Source organism: Paenibacillus xylanivorans, assembly GCF_001280595.1.
Taxonomy (GTDB): Bacteria; Bacillota; Bacilli; order Paenibacillales; family Paenibacillaceae; genus Paenibacillus; species Paenibacillus xylanivorans.
Genome location: NZ_LITU01000060.1, coordinates 40,085 through 59,396, shown reverse-complemented (window position 1 = coordinate 59,396; position 19,312 = coordinate 40,085). Strand labels below are relative to the sequence as shown.

At 46.9% G+C, this 19,312-nt stretch carries 17 protein-coding genes and 3 tRNA genes; 6 read left to right on the top strand and 14 right to left on the bottom strand.

Going from position 1 to position 19,312, the window contains the following annotated elements:
• Positions 1-140: 140 nt before the first annotated feature.
• Positions 141-212: transfer RNA gene (locus tag AMS66_RS15590), tRNA-Glu, on the bottom strand.
• A gap of 307 nt (positions 213-519) precedes the next feature.
• On the opposite strand from AMS66_RS15590, the gene AMS66_RS15585 reads away from it, so the two are divergent.
• Both AMS66_RS15585 and AMS66_RS15580 read left to right on the top strand, forming a co-directional pair.
• On the top strand, positions 520-1,296 hold the full coding sequence (locus tag AMS66_RS15585; protein ID WP_053781686.1) for a DeoR/GlpR family DNA-binding transcription regulator: 777 nt from the start codon (positions 520-522) through the stop codon (positions 1,294-1,296).
• A 3-nt stretch (positions 1,297-1,299) separates the two neighbouring features.
• Positions 1,300-2,196, top strand: coding sequence for a Cof-type HAD-IIB family hydrolase (locus AMS66_RS15580; protein WP_053781685.1), 897 nt, complete (start codon positions 1,300-1,302; stop codon positions 2,194-2,196).
• Positions 2,197-2,267: 71 nt separating this feature from the next.
• Here the strand turns inward: AMS66_RS15580 and AMS66_RS15575 are convergent, their stop codons facing one another.
• Both AMS66_RS15575 and AMS66_RS15570 read right to left on the bottom strand, forming a co-directional pair.
• Positions 2,268-2,939, bottom strand: a complete 672-nt coding sequence (locus AMS66_RS15575; protein ID WP_053781684.1) for an MgtC/SapB family protein — start codon at positions 2,937-2,939, stop codon at positions 2,268-2,270.
• A gap of 212 nt (positions 2,940-3,151) precedes the next feature.
• Entirely contained in the window at positions 3,152-3,751 is a 600-nt protein-coding gene (locus tag AMS66_RS15570) for a flavin reductase family protein (protein ID WP_053781800.1), read from the bottom strand.
• 170 nt (positions 3,752-3,921) lie between these two features.
• Between AMS66_RS15570 and AMS66_RS15565 the strand changes: the two genes are divergently transcribed.
• On the top strand, positions 3,922-4,620 hold the full coding sequence (locus AMS66_RS15565) for an ArsR/SmtB family transcription factor (protein ID WP_053781683.1): 699 nt from the start codon (positions 3,922-3,924) through the stop codon (positions 4,618-4,620).
• 117 nt (positions 4,621-4,737) lie between these two features.
• Here the strand turns inward: AMS66_RS15565 and AMS66_RS15560 are convergent.
• From AMS66_RS15560 to AMS66_RS15540, 5 genes are all read right to left on the bottom strand, one after another.
• Positions 4,738-4,826: transfer RNA gene (locus AMS66_RS15560), tRNA-Ser, on the bottom strand.
• Positions 4,827-4,831: 5 nt separating this feature from the next.
• Positions 4,832-4,907: transfer RNA gene (locus AMS66_RS15555), tRNA-Asn, on the bottom strand.
• A gap of 118 nt (positions 4,908-5,025) precedes the next feature.
• Positions 5,026-6,360, bottom strand: coding sequence for a HAMP domain-containing sensor histidine kinase (locus tag AMS66_RS15550; protein ID WP_236703424.1), 1,335 nt, complete (start codon positions 6,358-6,360; stop codon positions 5,026-5,028).
• A 214-nt stretch (positions 6,361-6,574) separates the two neighbouring features.
• Positions 6,575-7,276 carry a response regulator transcription factor gene (locus AMS66_RS15545; protein ID WP_053781681.1) on the bottom strand — a complete coding sequence of 234 codons (702 nt, stop codon included), beginning with the start codon at positions 7,274-7,276 and terminating at the stop codon, positions 6,575-6,577.
• Positions 7,277-7,413: 137 nt separating this feature from the next.
• On the bottom strand, positions 7,414-7,875 hold the full coding sequence (locus AMS66_RS15540) for a SprT family protein (protein ID WP_053781680.1): 462 nt from the start codon (positions 7,873-7,875) through the stop codon (positions 7,414-7,416).
• A 119-nt stretch (positions 7,876-7,994) separates the two neighbouring features.
• On the opposite strand from AMS66_RS15540, the gene AMS66_RS15535 reads away from it, so the two are divergent.
• Together AMS66_RS15535 and cmpA are read left to right on the top strand one after the other, a co-directional pair.
• Positions 7,995-8,351 carry a hypothetical protein gene (locus AMS66_RS15535; protein WP_053781679.1) on the top strand — a complete coding sequence of 119 codons (357 nt, stop codon included), beginning with the start codon at positions 7,995-7,997 and terminating at the stop codon, positions 8,349-8,351.
• Positions 8,352-8,555: 204 nt separating this feature from the next.
• The gene (cmpA, locus tag AMS66_RS32345; protein WP_090808144.1) at positions 8,556-8,699 is read left to right on the top strand and encodes a cortex morphogenetic protein CmpA; all 144 of its coding nucleotides are present in this window, start codon (positions 8,556-8,558) and stop codon (positions 8,697-8,699) included.
• Positions 8,700-8,853: 154 nt separating this feature from the next.
• Here cmpA and AMS66_RS15530 read toward each other — a convergent pair whose 3' ends face one another.
• From AMS66_RS15530 to AMS66_RS15505, 6 genes are all read right to left on the bottom strand, one after another.
• Positions 8,854-11,076, bottom strand: a complete 2,223-nt coding sequence (locus AMS66_RS15530) for a Tex family protein (protein ID WP_053781678.1) — start codon at positions 11,074-11,076, stop codon at positions 8,854-8,856.
• 274 nt (positions 11,077-11,350) lie between these two features.
• Entirely contained in the window at positions 11,351-13,540 is a 2,190-nt protein-coding gene (locus AMS66_RS15525) for an alpha-galactosidase (protein WP_053781677.1), read from the bottom strand.
• Positions 13,541-13,774: 234 nt separating this feature from the next.
• Positions 13,775-14,125 carry a type II toxin-antitoxin system PemK/MazF family toxin gene (locus AMS66_RS15520; protein WP_024630714.1) on the bottom strand — a complete coding sequence of 117 codons (351 nt, stop codon included), beginning with the start codon at positions 14,123-14,125 and terminating at the stop codon, positions 13,775-13,777.
• Positions 14,126-14,128: 3 nt separating this feature from the next.
• A complete protein-coding gene (locus tag AMS66_RS15515) occupies positions 14,129-14,410 on the bottom strand; it encodes a CopG family ribbon-helix-helix protein (RefSeq protein WP_024630715.1) in 282 nt (93 codons plus the stop codon).
• 261 nt (positions 14,411-14,671) lie between these two features.
• Positions 14,672-15,859 (bottom strand): alanine racemase, encoded by a 1,188-nt coding sequence (gene alr, locus AMS66_RS15510; protein WP_053781676.1) that lies wholly within the window; start codon positions 15,857-15,859, stop codon positions 14,672-14,674.
• Positions 15,860-16,318: 459 nt separating this feature from the next.
• Entirely contained in the window at positions 16,319-17,521 is a 1,203-nt protein-coding gene (locus tag AMS66_RS15505; RefSeq protein WP_053781675.1) for an outer membrane lipoprotein-sorting protein, read from the bottom strand.
• Positions 17,522-17,815: 294 nt separating this feature from the next.
• Here AMS66_RS15505 and AMS66_RS15500 point away from each other — a divergent pair, with 294 nt between their 5' ends.
• Positions 17,816-19,309, top strand: a complete 1,494-nt coding sequence (locus tag AMS66_RS15500) for a serine hydrolase (RefSeq protein WP_053781674.1) — start codon at positions 17,816-17,818, stop codon at positions 19,307-19,309.
• The last annotated feature ends 3 nt before the right edge of the window (positions 19,310-19,312 follow it).

Below are 19,312 nucleotides of genomic sequence, written 5' to 3'. Positions count from 1 at the left end.
GTCAGGTGCTCTACCAACTGAGCTAATGGCTCTTGCTGTAACTTCACCGGATGTGCCATGCGTAACTCTTTTTGTTTAGGAGCTATGACTTTTTGAGGATTCCTCATCAGGATTGTACATCCCTGAGGTGGTGAAGATAATGACCCGTAGGGGATTCGAACCCCTGTTACCTCCGTGAAAGGGAGGTGTCTTAACCCCTTGACCAACGGGCCTTATTAACAAGTTGTCTTTCTTGGCGACAAGAATGAGTATATCACAGGCTAAATAAAATGTGCAACACTTTTTTTAGAACTTTTTTATCCACTACTTTTTACCCCTTATTCATGAGTTCAAGAGTCACCTCACTCCTGAAATCTCTTTCACATATTTATCACCGTAATCATCGGAATTTGTAAAACCCATATCAAAAAACTTAAATACACTTACATTCACTTATAATATTGCAAATATCATTATTAGTACTTATAATTAACCTATCAGTTATATACACGGTCAGCTACGTATAAGGAGGCGGCACGTTTGTTTCAGGAAGAACGAATGCAGCTGATTATTGAACATTTGCGCAAACACAATCGCATCTCGGCTGATGATATTGTATCCCTCTTTGACGTTTCCCGGGACACAGCACGAAGGGACTTAATCAAGCTCGAAGAACAGGATGCCATTATCCGTACGCGCGGCGGTGCAATTCTCCCCGTTCCACCAGATGAGCATCGATCCTATAAAGATCGTCTGCTCCACATTTCCGACGAAAAAAGAGCTATTGGCAAGCTAGCCGCTGCTATTGTCCGCCAAGGCGAGCACATTATTCTGGATTCTTCCACCACAGTGCAGACTTGTGCCGAAAATCTGAACGGCAAATCCTGTACCGTCATCACCAATTCCATTTATTCAGCTGAACTTCTCTCCAATCATACGGCTGTCCAGATTCGTTTGCTTGGCGGTAAAGTCGATAAAGAGCAGCGTTATGTCTATGGTACTTCAGTGATTGAAACTCTTTCCCATTATTATGTAGACAAAGCCTTTATAGGCATCGGCGGAATTACGATGGACGGCTTCAGTGCTTCTGAAGAAGAAGGAAAGATTAAACACAAAATGATGCTGGCTGCGAAACAGGTTATTGTACTCGCTGACCACTCCAAGTTTGATAAGCGTTATGGTTACCGTTTTGCAGACTGGTCACTCGTTGATGTGTTAATCACAGATCAGTGGCCTTCCCAAGATTGGCGAACCTTTTTAACCGAACAGCAAGTGGAGATTCTGATTCCTGAACCTACAATTGAAAAGGAGTTGTAACATATGAAATTATTTGCTACCGATTTAGATGGAACCCTATTGAACAGAGACAGTCAGATCAGCCCGGAAAACGCAGCTGCAATCCATAAGGCGCAACAAGAAGGATTGAAGGTTACGATTGCTACAGGTCGGGTCTATTCCGACGTATTAACGATAAGCAGCGAAGGCGGAATTCACACGCCAGTCATCGGCTCCAACGGAGCTACCATTCATGATGCCAACGGTGAACGCCTATTCCATCTTCCACTTGAGCGTGAAACGGCCGCATCCGTCATGCAATGGCTGGAAGATCATCATTGCTACTACGAGGCCTCCACACAACAGGGAATTTACGCTCCTATAAGCAGTCATGAGGCGATGCTCGCTGAGATGGATCGCATTCTGGGCTCGAGTCCTGGGGAGGACATTGAACGCCTCATTCGTGCTGTTAAGAAGCACTATGACAAGAAAGATTATCACCGCGTAATCTCCCATCAGGAAATCCCTTCCGAAGCTCACATTTACAATATTATGGCCTTTTCATTGGATCCCGCTCAATTGCAGCAAGGACGCGAATACTTCAGCTCTCGCTCCGATGTAGCCATGGTGGTATCCTCTGAGCACAACTTCGAAATGCAGCATCCTGATGTATCCAAAGGTAACGCTTTAACTAAACTGGCCGCTCATCTGAACATATCCATGGAAGATACAGCAGCCATTGGTGATAATTTCAATGATGTATCCATGCTGGAAATGGCAGGACTCGGTATCGCCATGGGCAACGCTGAACCGGAGATTCGGGCGCTTGCCAAGGCTGTGTCTTTGACCAATGTGGAGCATGGTGTCGCACATGCCATTCATTGTGTTCTTGAAGGCAAGCCCGTTTCCCAGCAGGAGACCGTCATTGAAGGCGGTCAGTAATCGCTTTTCGTGATGGTTCGGCATTGCGACCTAACGACCTAACGACCTAACGACCTAGCGACACCTTGGGCTCACCTCATATCAACGGATCGAACGTGAGGCACATCCTGCAATAAAATAATTAATTGCTCGGCCCGATATGAACCAGGCAATTGCAGAGTGAATTCAAGCACAGTCTCCTCTCCGGAGTCTGTGCTTATTTGCTGTTCTGTTTTGAAGCCGATCACCGAGATTTTTTCCTGTCCCAGCAAAGACAAAACGGTTTTGAGGGTTTCCCCTTCCTGCAGCAGACGAATGGTCAACGTCTCCGTTCTCGCGGACACCAACCAGCGTGTCGGCCGATGCAGCAGCATCTGGGCCACAACAATAAGCAAAGTCACCCCCGCCCCTGTCCAATACAGTCCCGAACCAACAGCCAGTCCCATCCCTGCAGTCGCCCAGATTCCCGCTGCTGTCGTCAATCCCCGGACCGTGTGGCGCTGTGTGAAGATCATCCCGGCCCCAATGAAACCGACCCCACTAACCACCTGTGCGGCAATCCTCGATGGGTCGAGCGACAGATTCGCCCAGCCTGCCTGATCCTGAAAGCCATATTTGGATACAATCATCATCAATGCTGCACCCACAGCAACAACAAAGTGAGTACGTATCCCCGCTTCCTTCATTCGATTCTTGCGCTCATATCCGATCAACACGCCGCATATGCCAGCTATGAGTACACGCATCAAGTATTCCATTTCCATGTTCATCACCTCTCTTATGTATATGCTTACATGTATCTTTCTTTACTATTTACCCATTCCCTGCTAATAAAATAGCCGAACTCATATATTCCCCGAATGAAGTCTCAAATGAATTCTTAATATAGGCAGAAAGAAGCGGCGCCTTAACTGACCCCACCTCTTATATTCTGGATTACTTATTGGTTGTCTATGCTATTCAAAGTCCAAATACATCACTTCTCTGCCCGAAAACTCTCCCCATGCCTCTCTCCAAGTCCATAATAATGTCTGAAATTATAAATTAAAGGATTCCATTTCTCTGGGTTAATCTTGTTCAAACCGGATATTAGGCGGGTATGAGCGTGTACCTTCAACGTTTTCACTTCCACAATCGCCATGAAAGGTGTATGTTCCGGAATACGAATGTGCTGTACTGCGGCTTCAATCTGGAGCGGACATTCCGCTATTTTATCCGGCTCAACCTGAACTGAATTTTGAGGTGTCAGTCCAGAGGCAGCAAATTTATTATAGCAAAATTCAAACCCCATCTTCCTTTTCTCTACAGGAACGGGATATATCCCGGTATAACGCCCCAGCACCTCAACCTGCTCCCACATGGATGCATCCGGCAGATTAATCACACATTCGGGATGGCGGCTCAGGTTCTCAAAGGCTTTGCCCTGAATCCCTATTCCAAGTACCAAGCAGTCGCCCAGTGCCCAGGATGAAGAAAGTGGAGACAGATTCGTTGTCCCATCTTCATTTAACGTGCTCAGTAACAATACAGGTGTGCCATAGTACAAAATACTTGGAGTCATCACCTCATGCTGCATCAACTCTCTGTTCGAGCCTCGATGATTCTCTGGTTTGGGACCTACTTTCGTCCTGTCATTTGTATCCATTGCTTCTTCCTCCATTCTTCAATCAATTCAATCGGTCTGGTGGGTTGTATTTCATGCACAATTGAATTGTAATACACCAATAGTTCAGGTATCATCGAAGTATGAATACATATCCGAATATTTCTGTAGTTGCGTCGTTAATTGCTGATCCCAGTCGTGCTATTTTTCTGGAAGCTTTGTTGGATGGTCGTGCCCTTCCTGCAGGCGAACTTGCTTACATGGCGGGTGTTACTCCTCAAACGGCAAGCAGTCATCTCGCGAAGCTGGTCGAAGGCGGGCTGCTCGTCGTTGAACAGCAAGGACGACATCGATACTATCGTCTCGCAGGCAAAGAAATTGCTTTCCTGATTGAAACGATGGGTAGTATCGCCGCACCAGTTCAAGTGAGATCCCTCAAACAATCCAATCAGCTTCAACATCTGAGCTTTGCTCGAACCTGTTATGGGCATCTGGCCGGAAAATTGGGGATATCGTTGTGCGAAGCTTTATTGCGGGAAGGTTACCTCGAAGAACCTCAGGATGAGCAGGCCAAGGATTACCACATTACAGAGAAAGGGGTTCAATGGTTCACTTCTTTTGGCATTATACTTGAAGGGAACGCCGGATCTCGTCGCGCTATGGCTCGCAAGTGTCTGGACTGGAGTGAGCGTCGTCACCATATCTCCGGTGTACTGGGAGACGAACTCGGACGCCGCTTGTCTGAACTGGATTGGACCCGCCAGAAGGTAGGTAGCCGTTCAGTTGAAGTTACGGAAGCTGGCAAGAAGGGTTTATACGAGGTATTGGGCATTTCATTGTAGGGCGGCAAATGGGTATACGTGTGTACATTGGTAAAATGACGATACATCAAAAATCCCCCTCTTCACGAACCGTTAATGGTTCGTGAAGAGGGGGATTTTGTTTTGCTTTATTCAGAACGGAGAGAGAGGGATTCGAACCCTCGCACCGCTTACGCAGTCTAACCCCTTAGCAGAGGGTCCCCTTATAGCCACTTGGGTATCTCTCCAAGAATGGCTCCCCGAACAGGGCTCGAACCTGTGACAACTCGATTAACAGTCGAGTGCTCTACCAACTGAGCTATCAGGGAATATCAATCTTGAATAACCTAAATTTATCATGATTAATATTCCAAGTCAACATCTGGAGTGACTTTCTTGGAAGCCTTGGATCTTTCATTTGGACGCATAGAAAAGTCGGTGATACGCTTATTTTATTGCTTCTGCTGCGGTGTATTTTGGAAAATGGACCGTCACTTTAAACAGATCGCCATCAATCTCGATGTTCATTCTTCCTCCATGCAGCTCAACAATACTTTTCGCAATGGATAAACCTAGTCCTGATCCTTCCGTGCTCCGGGAATCGTCGCCCCGCTTGAAACGTTCAAAAATTTCATCTGCTGCAAACTTCATTTCAAATGTAGAAACGTTTTTGATACACACTATCACATACGCATCATCTTCTGATAATTCAATAAACACCCTTGATTTCTTCATTCCGTATTTAGTGACATTACCAAGCAAATTCTCGAATACACGCCATGTACGTTTTCCATCCAACTGAGCGTACATCGGACCATCCCTGCCACTTACTCTGAAAATTAAACCGGACTGTACGATAGACTCACTATATTCCGCCAAAGCCTGATGTAATAAGGCTGCAACATCAACTTGCTCCACATGCAACTCCACATCTCCACTGGCCATCTTGGCCGCCTCAAATAAATCTTCAACAAGTACACTTAGCCGCTTCGTCTTGCGTTGCAGCACCTCAATATATTTTGCCTTTTCCTCGTCAGTACCTTCATTACGTTTTAACAAATCCACATAACTCACCAGCGAGGTCAGCGGCGTTTTTAAATCATGTGAGACATTGGTAATCAGCTCCGACTTCATTCGCTCACTTTTCACTCTTTTTTCGACAGTACTCTGAATTCCTTGTTTCATGCCGTTCATATGCATCGTCAGTTGGTCAAGCATACCGTTTGTCTGCTGAGGAAGCTGAACGTCCATACGTCCCAAAGCCATGGCTGAAGCAGCTTGTGTTAATCCTTGCAAACCATGAATGATTCGCACGATCTGACCTAGGATAATCACACTGCACGCCACGATTACCAGCAAGATTGGAAACCTAAATTCCTCTAGCACGAACGCAATGATCAGCAATACGAATTGAGATACAAACCAAACGATAAGTGTTTTGATGATCCTATTTTCAGTTGGGGTCGCATGTTTCAGTTCATCCCGCAGCATATGGATCGTCTTGCGTAACCATAATTGATTGACGGTCTGACGAAACGCGGCTCGATCCGCGATCATCCGAATCCCCGCCCTACCATACTCCCCCGCAAAACAGAGCAGCACGGATGACAAAAGAAATGCAGATATATACATGACAATGTCGTTGATCCACTCATGTTGGCTAACCCGTATGCCGTTCCCCTGCATGACAATAACCGTTCCACAGAACAGCGGTATACCAATGACAAAATAAAGCAATATTTGTACATCCATAGCCACTCCAACCGAAATCCAATTCTTCATCTTCACATATCTGCTACCCTTAGGCAGTGGTAATCGGTTGCTAAACACAAATAAAACAGCGATCAGTAACAAACATATGATTAAAGACGGATCATTCTGAATACCCCAGCCTCGAAAAACAAAATCAATATTCTGGAAACTTCGTGAGATGACATAAAAAAACATAAGGGTACTGCAGCTGATCAAAACAAATCGAATCATATAAGGGACCACATTAACCTTCCATCTTGTAGCCAATGCCCCACACCACCTTTACATACTTCGGTTCTCTGGGATTAAACTCAATTTTCTCCCTGATTCGGCGAATATGCACAGCCACCGTGTTTTCTGGCTGAAAGGCTGGCTCTTTCCAAACACGTTCATAGATTTCATCAATGGCAAAAACACGTCCCGTATTCTCCATCAACAATTTCAAAATATGAAACTCCGTTGGAGTCAATCGAATCTCTTCACCGTCCAGCGTTACTTTTTTCCTCCTATTGTTAAGCACCAGTTCCCTGACCTCAATTTCTTGTTCATCGTCCCGATCGATTTGCTGTGTTCCAAGCCCTGTAAATCGACGCAACTGGGATTTCACTCTGGCAACCAGTTCCAAGGGATTGAAGGGTTTGGCTATGTAATCATCAGCTCCAATATTTAGACCAAGAATTTTGTCGTAGTCCTCCGTTTTGGCAGACAAAATAATAATCGGTACATTGCAGTTCTCACGTATTTTGAAAGTTGCCTGTATCCCATCCAAATTGGGCATCATTACATCCATTACAATGAGGTGAACTTCTTCTTCCCTGATTTTTCTTATCGCTTCCTGCCCATCTGCTGCCTTGCACACTACAATTCCTTCACTACGCAAATAAATCTCAATCGCATTACAAATATCGGGATCATCATCCACAACAAGTACATTATATACTGTCATTCCTCGCTCCTCCTTAGTCCATGCAATTCATTATCCGGACTACACCAGCTTACTATGAAATAATGACAAGGAGGTTTATAAAAATATTACAATTTTCTTAAGATCGCTTATATATGATTCGGAAAACAATATTTTCATTATATTTCGCGCAATAGCAACTTTCCCGCACAACGACCGCAGCGGTAACGCTTCGGGTCAACTTTGCGTTTACGCAAATATTCCGTGCCACAGCTCTTGCACACCAGCTTGTAGCGATAGGGTAATGGCTTTCTGCCCTTTCCATCCGGAAGGGACTGACAGAACCGGGAACCGCCCACCTTCTGCAACAAGGCTTTGAATTCAGGGTCCCGGTGTTGGTATCCCCGTCCACGGATGTGCAGATGGTAGTGACACAGTTCATGCTTGATGATCTTCTCAACCTCTTCCCGCCCATAGACTTCGAGCTGATGAGGATTAATTTCGATGCGGTGACTCTTGAGCATATAACGCCCACCTGTAGTGGTCAGACGACGGTTAAACAGTGCCTCGTGAGTGAACGGAACCCCGAAATGATCCAGTGACACCTGCTCAATCCATTGCTGCAATTCCTCATTTTCCATCGGTTTTCATTCCTTTCTCACCCTTGGGGCCATTTGTTTTCCGCCATAATACTTGAATTTTAACCGTTTCGTAGGCTACACTGTCAAGTAGAATGTATGAGGGGAGATTATTACTCGTTATGCCTACAATGCGCTACGTCATCCTGCAGCAGGAACAGCACTTGCAGTTTGTGGAAATGCCCGCCGATTACGCTTATCAACTCAGTGCGCTCAACCTGCGCCTGCACAAAGAAATTGACAAACTTACCGCAGCAGATGTACCTGTTCTGCCTTGGGCAATCGCTGAATGTGACAATCTTGACCTTCTGGACGAGCAACTCTCCATCATCGGAGGCCTTGATTACATCAATGCGCTTGAACAAAGCTTCGCAGCACTTAGAGAGAGTGAATATCCTTTGATTTCACTGCTCACTGAGATCCGGGCGCTTCAGGCCCAATTAGAGCAATGGTATGAAGAAGAGATGGAATCACTCTAATCCACTTATGAACTTTTTATTAATTCAGGATGGAACCAAAAGCATATCTCCTAAAAGCGGGAGTTGTGCTTTTTTTTTCGCCCTTTAATCCATATCCGTATAGATATTGAATTTTCCGTGTTCCTCACTGGTTAATCCGCACAGTCCAGGCTATTGCCACATATGCTAACGTACAGATGAATTATGCAAGAGGAGGAGATACCCTTGCCTCAATGGCTTTGCAATCAACTGATGCGTGCATTTCACAAAAAGGACAGCAGACAGATCAAGCTGCTGAACGAATGTTGGTTCTTTTACAGAAACAAACCGACAAGTGGCACCCCGCGCAGCGCGGACAGCGAACTTTAAGCATCTGACACCACTCACTTTCGTCCACTTCAAGCTCTCACTTCTTTCATAAAATCCCTTCGATGAATACAGTACGGGCAACAGTACTATTATAACTGACAACAAACAGCCTTCCCATTCACAGGGAAGGCTGTTCTCCGATCATTGTGTTGCATTAGGAAGACTGCTTAGAAGAAGTAGGCTTCTTCATCGTGAGGCCGACACGGCCTTTTTTGGTATCCACGTTCATAACCCAAACCGTTACATTATCCCCGACAGATACAACATCCATCGGATGTTTGACGTAACCGTTGCTCAGCTGTGAGATATGGACAAGTCCATCACTCTTGATGCCGATATCTACAAAAGCACCAAAGTCAATCACGTTACGAACCGTACCTTGCAGCTCCATACCTTCCACCAAGTCCTCAATTTTGAGCACATCGGTGCGGAAGATCGGTAGCGGCATTTCCTCACGCGGGTCACGACCCGGACGCTGCAAGCTGTCCAGAATGTCACGCAGTGTAGGCACACCCACATCCAGCTTCACAGCCAGCTGTTCCGGTTGTTGCTCAGACAAGAGTACAGACAGTTCCTTGCTTCCCAACTTGTCCAGCGCAACCTGAAGCTCCTTAAAGAGCTGATCAACGACCTTATACGATTCAGGGTGAATCGGTGTGCGATCCAGCGGATTCTCGCCTTCCCCAATCCGCATAAAGCCTACGCATTGCTCATAGGTTTTGGCACCCAGACGCGGTACCTTCTGCAACTGGCGACGATTCGTGAATCGGCCGTTCTCTTCGCGGTATTTCACGATATTTTTGGCAATGGTGGCATTTACGCCTGCAACATAAGACAGCAGTGAAGGTGAAGCCGTGTTCACATCCACGCCCACATGGTTAACTGCGGATTCTACTACAGCCTTTAAGCTTTCTTCCAATATTTTTTGAGATACGTCATGCTGATATTGACCTACACCAATGGATTTTGGATCGATTTTAACCAGCTCAGCCAGCGGGTCTTGCACTCGGCGGGCAATCGAAGCAGCACTTCGCTCTGCAACGTCCAGATCCGGAAATTCTTCCTGCGCCAGCTTGGAAGCGGAATACACACTCGCCCCAGCTTCATTGACGATCAAATACACGAGACTCTCATCGCCGTTCTCCTGAATGATCTCAGCAACAAATTGTTCCGACTCACGGGATCCGGTACCATTACCGATAACAATCAGTCCAATATCATATTGCTTGATCATCCGATGGAATACTTCGGCAGCTTCACGCTTTTTGTTATGTGGCGGTGTTGGGTACGTAACGGCCACTTCAAGCAGCTTGCCCGTATCGTCTACTACAGCAAGCTTACAGCCAGTACGATAGGCTGGATCGACACCAAGCACCCGTTTGCCATGAATGGGAGGTTGAAGCAACAGATTGCGCAGATTAGCCGAGAATACGGATATCGCCTGATTCTCCCCTTTCTCCGTCAATTCCGCACGAACCTCACGTTCAATCGAAGGAGCAATCAATCGTTTGTAAGCATCTTCAATCACGGCACGCAAAATGTCCTGAACCGCAGATACACCCTTGATGATTTGTCCTTCCATATGACGGTGAGCCGGTTCAGACTGCACGTCCAGACCCACTTTCAAAATGTTTTCACGTTCACCGCGGTTAATTGCGAGAATGCGGTGAGGAGGCATTTTTTTGGCTAATTCACGATAATCATAGTAGTTCTCGTAGACTGACTCCTGCTCAGCATCCTTCGCTTCTGAAGTCAGCATGCCATGATCAAGCGTATAACGACGAATCCATGCACGAATAGCAGCATCATCTGCAATATTCTCAGCCAAAATGTCTTTGGCTCCCTGAAGTGCTGCCTCTGCATCTTCTACCCCAAGCTCAGCATTGATATAACGCTCAGCTTCCTCCAGGGCATTCCCTTGCTTCGGTTGACCCCATATCCATACAGCGAGTGGTTCCAGACCTTTTTCCTTCGCTACACTGGCACGGGTTTTCCGCTTCTGACGAAACGGACGGTACAAGTCCTCCACTTCCTGCAGCTTAACTGCCTGGGTGATGGACCGTTTCAGTTCTCCGGTCAGCTTGCCTTGTTCCTCTATAATACGGATGACTTCCACTTTGCGGTCTTCCAGATTACGCAAGTATACGATGCGTTCTTCAATGAGCCGCAGCTGGTTCTCATCCAGCTCTCCAGTCATTTCTTTACGGTAGCGGGCGATAAATGGAATCGTATTGCCTTCGTCCAGAAGCTCCGACGTTGTGCGGACCTGCTTCAAGGACAGTGACAGTTCCTTGGCTACCTGTTTGATGATTCGTTCATGGCGTTCTGCCTTTATTGTTTCTTCATTGGGTTCCAGAACCGTTTCCTGTTCAGACAAATAAATCCCTCTTTCCTTCCTGAATCGTTCAGTTGAAGCTTGTTCAGGGCAGCTTTGCTGCTGTAATCACAGTATTGAACCTGCATTCATGCAGATTCCTCTCCCCTATATTATCACAAAATCCCGTTCAGATTTCCAGCATTCGTCCAGGTTACAAGTTCTTACAATTGAGATTACGTATCAAACCTTCGTCTCAGTCATGAGAAAAGACCGAAAAACGTCTGCCCGACGTCTTCCGGTCTCCCCTGACAAACACTGCATTCACGCCAGTTTATTATACCCGTTCGAATCGGAACATTTCACTCAGATAGTCTCCAGATATACGGCCTACGGAGATCCCTCCATACATCAGCGCATCCCCGGTAAACGTCTCGGAACCACCTTTCAAGCGGTAATCCGCATCAGGGTCCAGGCCCTTCAGCTTCAGACGTTGGAGCGGAGCATTCGGTTCAGACAGCACACGGAAGTAGAATACGACGGCTTCGCTGCCATCTGGAGCAATAAACATCCATGCCGTTTCATTCCCCTCAAACGGACTTAGCAAGCGACGGAACGTCCCATATTGAATGGTTCCCCGAATTTCCTTGTACAGCTCAACCTGGGCCTTCACGATGGCATTCTCTTCCTCTGTGAAACGAGTCAAATCCAACTCGTATCCAAAGTTACCGGACATGGCGACATGTCCACGAATCTCCAGAGAAGTAATTCGATTAACCTGGTGATTGGGAACCGCTGAGATATGTGATCCCATTGAACTTACCGGATATACCAGACTTGTACCATACTGAATACGCAGACGGGATATCGCGTCCGTATTATCGCTGGTCCACGTTTGCGGCATGTAATACAGCATACCTGGATCAAAACGGCCGCCACCACCTGAACAGCTCTCGAACAGGATATTAGGGAATGCTGAAGTAATACGTTCCATGACTTCGTACAATCCAAGCATATAACGATGCGCAGTCTCACGCTGTCTGTCTGCTGGCAGCAATGCAGAACCTACCTCCGTCATATTCCGGTTCATGTCCCATTTCACATAAGTGATAGGCGCAGATCCAAGGACATCGCTTAGCATGCGTACAATCTCATCACGCACATCCTGACGGGAGAAATCGAGTACCAATTGTTGGCGCCCTTCCGTCCGGCGGCGATCCGGCACATGCAGACACCAGTCCGGATGAGCACGGTACAATTCGCTGTCTGGCGAAATCATCTCAGGCTCGAACCATAGTCCGAACTGCATGTCCAGACTGGTTACCCGGTTGGCCAAATCATCCAAACCTTGTGGCAGTTTGTTCTTGTCCACAATCCAGTCACCGAGTGAGGAGTTATCGCTGTCCCGATGTCCGAACCATCCGTCATCCAGTACGAACAGTTCAATGCCAAGCTTCTTCCCTGCCTGAGCGATCTGCTCAATCTTATCTGCGTTGAAGCCGAAATAGGTCGCTTCCCAGTTATTGACCAGAACCGGACGCTCTGCATTACGGAACTTGCCACGTGCAAGGCGCTCGCGATACAGTTTATGATACGACTGAGACATGCCATCGAGACCTGCATCCGAATAGACCATAACCGTCTCAGGTGTCTGGAATGACTCCTGCGAATCCAACTTCCAGCTGAACTCAAACGGATTAATTCCCAGCGATACACGAGTGGTGTGGAACTGATCCACTTCTGCCTGTGCAGTGAAGCTGCCGCTATATACAAGGCTGAACCCGTAGACTTCACCCTGATCTTCGTCTGTACCCGGTGTCATCAGTGCAATGAACGGGTTCTGCTGATGACTGCTTGAGCCGCGACGGCTCTCGATGCCTTGCAGGCCGGAAGCAAGCGGTCTGCGAACGATGTCCCGTTCACGCGTCCATGCTCCTGACAGTTGCAGCAATTCGTAATCGGCATGCGGGAAATCAACGGAAGAACTGAGCGCACGTGCAATATTCACCGAGGTAGCGCTTTCATTAACGATACGCATGGAACGCGTAATCGCATTAAATGTTGTAAAGGCCGTGTAGCTAAGTTCAATCTTGATCCCTGCAACACGGTCTTCCAGTTCAACGATGAGTGTCTCGGCCTCATCGTCAGACTCAACATAAGTTGCCGGCAGCCCGGCAAGCGCTGCCTTTCCTTTGATCAGTTGATGTCCTGTATACGTAAACTCCGAAACCGTTGAACCGTTCTCAAGCTCCAATTGGATTGCCGGATTACGGAAATCACTTGTACCGTATACTGGCAACTCTTGCGCCAACGTGTCGAAGGAGATCGTCCGGTCTTCCGGTACCGGATTGGGACTGAAAGAAGCACGCTCCGTGCGCACGTGAAGCCAGCTCAGATCGGTATCACGCAGTCTTTTGCCATAATACAGATGTACCAAATACCCCGAAGGCAGTACCTGAAATACGTAGCTAGCCTTTGGAGTCTGTAGATGAAATTGAAGCTTCTCCTGATCAATATAAATGCTCATATGTCTCCTCCACCTCTATATATGTCGATTAACGTAAACGGTTTCTCAGGTATCATTATAACGAAAAGCCTCTAAATGTTCTACGCTTTCATGAAGCTTTAATCAAAAGAGCGTACCCCGGCCGTTAGGCTGTTGTACGCTCTTTTGATTGCTGTCTGAAATTGTGTGTTCCTGCAAGGAACATCCATTGCCTACGGGTGGCACGGCAGAACCAAGAAACAACTGCCTTATACCTTAAAAATCGATTAAACCCAGGCTGATCTGTAAGGCTTCGTTGACCAGTTTCATGGTCTCCTCGTCCAGATGGGTAATCTTGTCGGTCAGCCTCTGCTTATCAATCGTCCGTATTTGTTCGAGCAAAATAACCGAGTCCCGGTCAAAGCCGTGTGCCGCCGCATCAATTTCCACATGCGTCGGCAGCTTTGCCTTTTGGATCTGGGCGGTGATCGCCGCCACAATACAAGTAGGACTAAATCGGTTGCCAATGTCGTTCTGGATGACCAGAACCGGCCTGACTCCACCTTGCTCGGAACCGACAACGGGAGAAAGATCCGCAAAAAAAACGTCACCGCGTTTTACGATCAATGTCTACACCCCGCTAACTAAGCGGTCCAGAGTGCTGTCCGCATCTTCCTCCGCGTGAAAGGCCTCGGATGCCATGGTGAGGTTAATCTTCGCCATCTCCATGTACCCTCGCTGCATCGATTCACGGATGTAACGTTTCTTACGCTCCGTCAAATACAGCTTCATGGCCTGCCTAATCAATTCGCTGCGGTTGGAATTCTCCAGCGCTACGATGCCATCCACTTCTTGCAAAAGATAATCAGGCAAACTGATCATGATCCGCTTGGTGTTCTGCAAGTTGGCCACCTTTCTTCCACCCCCACAAACCTTTCGCCATTGTGAACCAGTATTACGTTTTTCCAGAACTTTTATACAAAGGAATATATATGCCCCGAGTATATCAAGTATGCTGTACTCCATTATAAACACGGGGAACATTATTCGTACAGACCAAACATCTCTTTTCAGGATTTTTCATCCCAGTCATCATTCATAATTCGAGATGCTCCGACAGTTTTCCTTCTATTCTGAAAAAAAGTTTATTGGAAATAGCGTCCAGTTAACCTGTTAGAATGTCAAAAGAGGATTGATTCTGGCGATTACTGCTCCACTACGGGTATAGACCCGAGGGATTCGATGCGCCATCATGCAGATCACTTCGTAGGGAATCGTACCGAGCTGAGATGCCACCTCTTCTGCAGTTATAACTGCATCCAATTGGTGACCGATGAGAACAACCTCTTCGCCGGCTTGAATTTCTTCTGCTTCTGCTGCAAAAGATTGTAGCGACACCATACACTGATCCATGCAGATCGTACCGACGACGGGAACACGACGGCCGCGTACAAGCACTTGTGCTTTACCTGACAGCATTCTTGAAAATCCGTCTGCATAGCCGATAGGCAGGGTCGCTATTCGTTCGTTCCCTTGTGTTACATAACGGGTTCCGTAGCTAACACCCCAGTGGGGTGGTAGCGTTTTGACCAGAACCGCCTTCGTCTTCAGTGTCAATACCGGAGACAGCTTTACTACCTGATGATTCACCTCTGCCGAGGGATACAATCCGTACAGGCTGATCCCTACACGAACCATATCATCCGACAATTCCGGTGTGTCAATGGTAGCGGCGCTGTTCGCCGTATGTATAATCGGGATGACACATCCCTGATCCCGCAGCGCATCAACCACGCCTTGGAACCGTCGATACTGCTCCAGTGTATAGGTCTTGTCTTTTTCATCCGCCTTGGCAAAATGGGTAAACATACCTTCCATTATGACCTGCTTCAGCTTGGATGCTTCCTGAATGAAAGCGAGTGCCTCTTCGCCAGGCAACAGGCCAAGCCTGCCCATGCCGCTGTCGATTTTGATATGAACCTTTAGCTTGCGAGTGGATATGCCCGTCTCCAGATGTTGAATGGCGTCGAGTACTTCCTTACTGAACAGCGTAATGGTTACATCATGTTTCCATGCTTCAGCGATGCCTTCTGGCGGCGTGTAACCCAATACCAGAATCGGAAGGGTAATTCCGTGTTGTCGCAATTCAAGCGCTTCGTCAAGAAAAGCTACACTTAAGTAATCCACGCCAACTCGTTCCAGTTCTCTGGCCGTCTCCACTGCCCCATGTCCATAGGCGTTAGCCTTCACACAGGCGAGCAGTTTCTTGCCTTGCGGCAATGCTTCACGGAAAGCTTCTACGTTGTTGCACAAATGATCCAAATTGATTTCCGCTTGGGTCGGCCGATATTGTTCTTGCACGTTAAGTCACCTTCTCTAATCATCTTAATCCGGCTCACGTCAGACTCCATCGTAATGCTCAAGCATGTGACTGTCAAATGAACGGCAGATCTGCAGTCCAAAACACATACAGGAACGCTAACCTGAAGCCGGGAGCAAACGCAGAATAAGACTTATAAGCCAGACCATGAATGAGATATTCATCTCTCCATAACTTAACTTATCTGCTTATAACGTATTATTTACCCGGTTCCTTCCGCGTAGAAGCGTGTTTTGCATTATTGGGTGCACTGGACCTATTCCTTGCTTATCTTACGCAGGATTATTGCCTGTTGATACTAATACCTTCAACTGAAATTAAATCCTGCAAATTACTGATATAAAACAGGAACAATGACCTGTGTATGCAGCAAAGCACCGGAGAAATCATCTCCGATGCTTCTTAGCATTCCTTATGTTAGGACGACTATACTTTCCAAATCATTTCCCTGACTCTTCCTGCATCGATGTCGCGATCTGTACCATCTCATTTTCTGGCAGATCTGCGCTTGTAATTCGGTATTCCACTCCATCTGTCATCCACGTGAGTGTCTGCAAAGCATCCCCGCTCATCATTCCCAAGGTGAATCCAAGATCCACAACACGAGATGGCGCAAGCGATACGGCTCTGTCCTGTGGCCGTGCTTCAAAAATTGTATAGTTATACGTTCCTTCGTAACGAAGCATCACTGAATAGTCTCCTGATCCTTCTACGATCTGATCGTCTTTCAGTTTGACTCCTTCCGGTGCATAGGTCGGCTGAATTACCCCGAAGCTGCCTGTACCTTCCGGCTCTGTCGATGTCGGTTCTTCCGTGCCTTGCCCACTGGCTGGGTCTTCCGAACCTTGCTGCTCGGCGTTATCGCTTACACCCGTCTGTCCATCACTAACGGTTCCGCTTGGATTCGATGCAGAACCTTTCTCTGTTGCAGCTTGAGGATTGGTAGTCTCTTTACCATCCCCAGCAGGAGCCGCGCCTGAGTCAGTACCGGCCTTGCCACCATTTTCTGAAGCAGCTGTCATATTACGCTGCATGTCAAAAGCGTCTTTCTCAAATTCGGCACCAAATTTGAAGCTATCGAACTTCACATCCACGACCACATTGGCATTCGAATCAGATACTTCTACCTGCTTCGGTGCGTAATCGCTTTTGTTTAACCATATTTTCTGTCTGACCAATGCATGTGTATTGTAGTTGGCAGCTACATCGAATACATAGCTTTCCTTCTCATCGGCAAACTGGCGGGTCGAATCACCTGTTATGCTGCGGATCAGCGTCTCGTAGAGGTAAACCTGGCCTTGGTTATCTGGCCAGTTACTCTGGAAACGGAAGCTTTTGTTCTGGCTCGGCGTCAGGACAAATACGCCTTCATCATTGCGCAGTACAATTTGCGTTACATCCTTTTTGGCATTCGTTAACGCGATACGATAATACGAAGGCTTTTGATGCCATACCTCGACCTTGTACTGCTGCGGCGTATCTCCGGTATGCAGCGTCATAACGCCTGCCCCCTGATAACTTTCCATTTCTCCTACGACTTCGTTCAGATCTTTGACCACGGCTGCCGCATCCTTCTTCCCGCAGGCGGCAAGTAAGGTCGATAAGACCAATACCATGGCAAGCATCCATGATATTCGGCGCATGACATCATCCCCTTTAGCACATGTTTTCACTTCAGGATTGTGCGTACAGCAGAACCCCTACTTGATTAGTACATGTTATGAGGGACTTGTTCGATATATGCGGACTAGTTTGACAAGCATTCCCTTTTCAAATGCCGCAATACTCTATTGGGTAACAAAATCAGTCTCGGGTAGGATGTAAAATTAAACCAGATTCTTCATAGTAAATACAGATAACAACTCAACCAAAGTAATTACATACTCATACGATGCAGCTTAATGATGTACAACTCTATTTTAAATTGGAGGAAAATAATGAATACAACCTATCATCACTCATTGCTGAATGGATTGGATGATTTTGTGGAAGAGCAGCTTCAACGTTGGAAAGGAGTAGGTGTGGCGGTAGCGGTTATCCACAAGGATGAAGTCATTTTGCAAAAAGGATACGGTTATCGCGATCTGGAGTCCAAGCTTGAAGTTACACCCCATACACTATTTGCGATCGGTTCGAGTACCAAAGCCTTTACAGCATCAACTGCCGCCCTGCTCGTCGATCAGGACATTCTAAAGTGGGACACGCCTGTTAGAACGTATTTGCAAGACTTCAAAATGTTCGATCCCGTAGCAACAGAACGCCTGACCATCCGCGATATGCTCTGTCATCGCTCCGGACTTCCAAGGCACGATTTGATGTGGTACAACTCACCACGGAGCAGAGAAGAACTCCTAAACGCACTTCAATATCTGGAGCCAAATGAAGACTTTCGGAACAAATGGCAATATCAGAACCTGATGTATATGGCCGCAGGTTATCTGGTGGGGCAACTCAAAGGAACTTCATGGGAGAATGTTGTCCAGGATTCCCTGTTTAACCCTCTCGGGATGAATTCAAGTGTCTTCTCTGTCGATGAGATGCAGAATCAACCTGACTTCGCCTTCCCTTATATGGATCAAAACGGAGAGAGTACACGGATACCTTTTCGAAAAATAGATGCCGTAGGCCCTGCTGGCTCCATTAACAGCAATCTGGTCGATATGATTGCCTGGGTGCAATTTCAATTGAATCAAGGACAACAGGGTGGGAAACAACTCATTTCCAAAGAACAGTTGGCTGTTATGCACAGCCCGCAAATGGCTTGTGATTCACCATTCCACAGCAAAGAGCTGCCTGTTAGCACGTACGGTCTGGGCTGGATGATTGATTCTTATCGCGGACACGCCATGATTCATCACGGCGGAGCAATCGATGGATTCGCTTCACAGGTCGCCTTTTTACCGGAGGAACAGATCGGTGTTGTTGTCCTTTGCAATACCAATGGGAGCGTTCTTCCCTACACGATTTCTTTTAACGTTATTGATCGTCTGCTTGAAGTGGAACCTGTGGATTGGAGCCGGAGATTAGCCAAATTAGTGGCTGGAGAATCGAATGAATCTGAAGCAGCCACAGATACCATAGAAACACCAACTACTTCAGAAACCTCTGTTGAGGAAAAACCAGTGGAAACCCAGGTTCATCCCCATGATCGTCCTTTACATGCGTATGCGGGAAGCTATATCCATCCGGGTTATGGCGAAATCGTTATTCAACAGACGAACGATGGGTTACAGGCCACCCTCAATGCCATAGAAATGCCTATGGAATACACAGGGAATGATACTTTTTCCGTGGAGCTCACCCTATTTGGCCTGAAGATCACTTTTACGTTTAAGACGGATGAACAAGATACCATAAGCTCTCTATCCATTCCATTGCTGCTTGAACCGGGCACGAATCCAATTGAATTTATAAAGACACCTTCAGTATAAAAA

What these genes read in the sequence shown, in the direction of transcription:
- AMS66_RS15580 (WP_053781685.1), top strand. Translation starts at nt 1,300, where the DNA reads ATGAAATTATTTGCTACCGATTTAGATGGAACCCTATTGAACAGAGAC.
- AMS66_RS15575 (WP_053781684.1), bottom strand. Translation starts at nt 2,939, where the DNA reads ATGGAAATGGAATACTTGATGCGTGTACTCATAGCTGGCATATGCGGC.
- AMS66_RS15570 (WP_053781800.1), bottom strand. Translation starts at nt 3,751, where the DNA reads ATGCAGCATGAGGTGATGACTCCAAGTATTTTGTACTATGGCACACCT.
- AMS66_RS15565 (WP_053781683.1), top strand. Translation starts at nt 3,922, where the DNA reads ATGAATACATATCCGAATATTTCTGTAGTTGCGTCGTTAATTGCTGAT.
- AMS66_RS15550 (WP_236703424.1), bottom strand. Translation starts at nt 6,360, where the DNA reads ATGAAGAATTGGATTTCGGTTGGAGTGGCTATGGATGTACAAATATTG.
- AMS66_RS15545 (WP_053781681.1), bottom strand. Translation starts at nt 7,276, where the DNA reads ATGACAGTATATAATGTACTTGTTGTGGATGATGATCCCGATATTTGT.
- AMS66_RS15540 (WP_053781680.1), bottom strand. Translation starts at nt 7,875, where the DNA reads ATGGAAAATGAGGAATTGCAGCAATGGATTGAGCAGGTGTCACTGGAT.
- AMS66_RS15535 (WP_053781679.1), top strand. Translation starts at nt 7,995, where the DNA reads ATGCCTACAATGCGCTACGTCATCCTGCAGCAGGAACAGCACTTGCAG.
- AMS66_RS15525 (WP_053781677.1), bottom strand. Translation starts at nt 13,540, where the DNA reads ATGAGCATTTATATTGATCAGGAGAAGCTTCAATTTCATCTACAGACT.
- AMS66_RS15505 (WP_053781675.1), bottom strand. Translation starts at nt 17,521, where the DNA reads ATGCGCCGAATATCATGGATGCTTGCCATGGTATTGGTCTTATCGACC.
- AMS66_RS15500 (WP_053781674.1), top strand. Translation starts at nt 17,816, where the DNA reads ATGAATACAACCTATCATCACTCATTGCTGAATGGATTGGATGATTTT.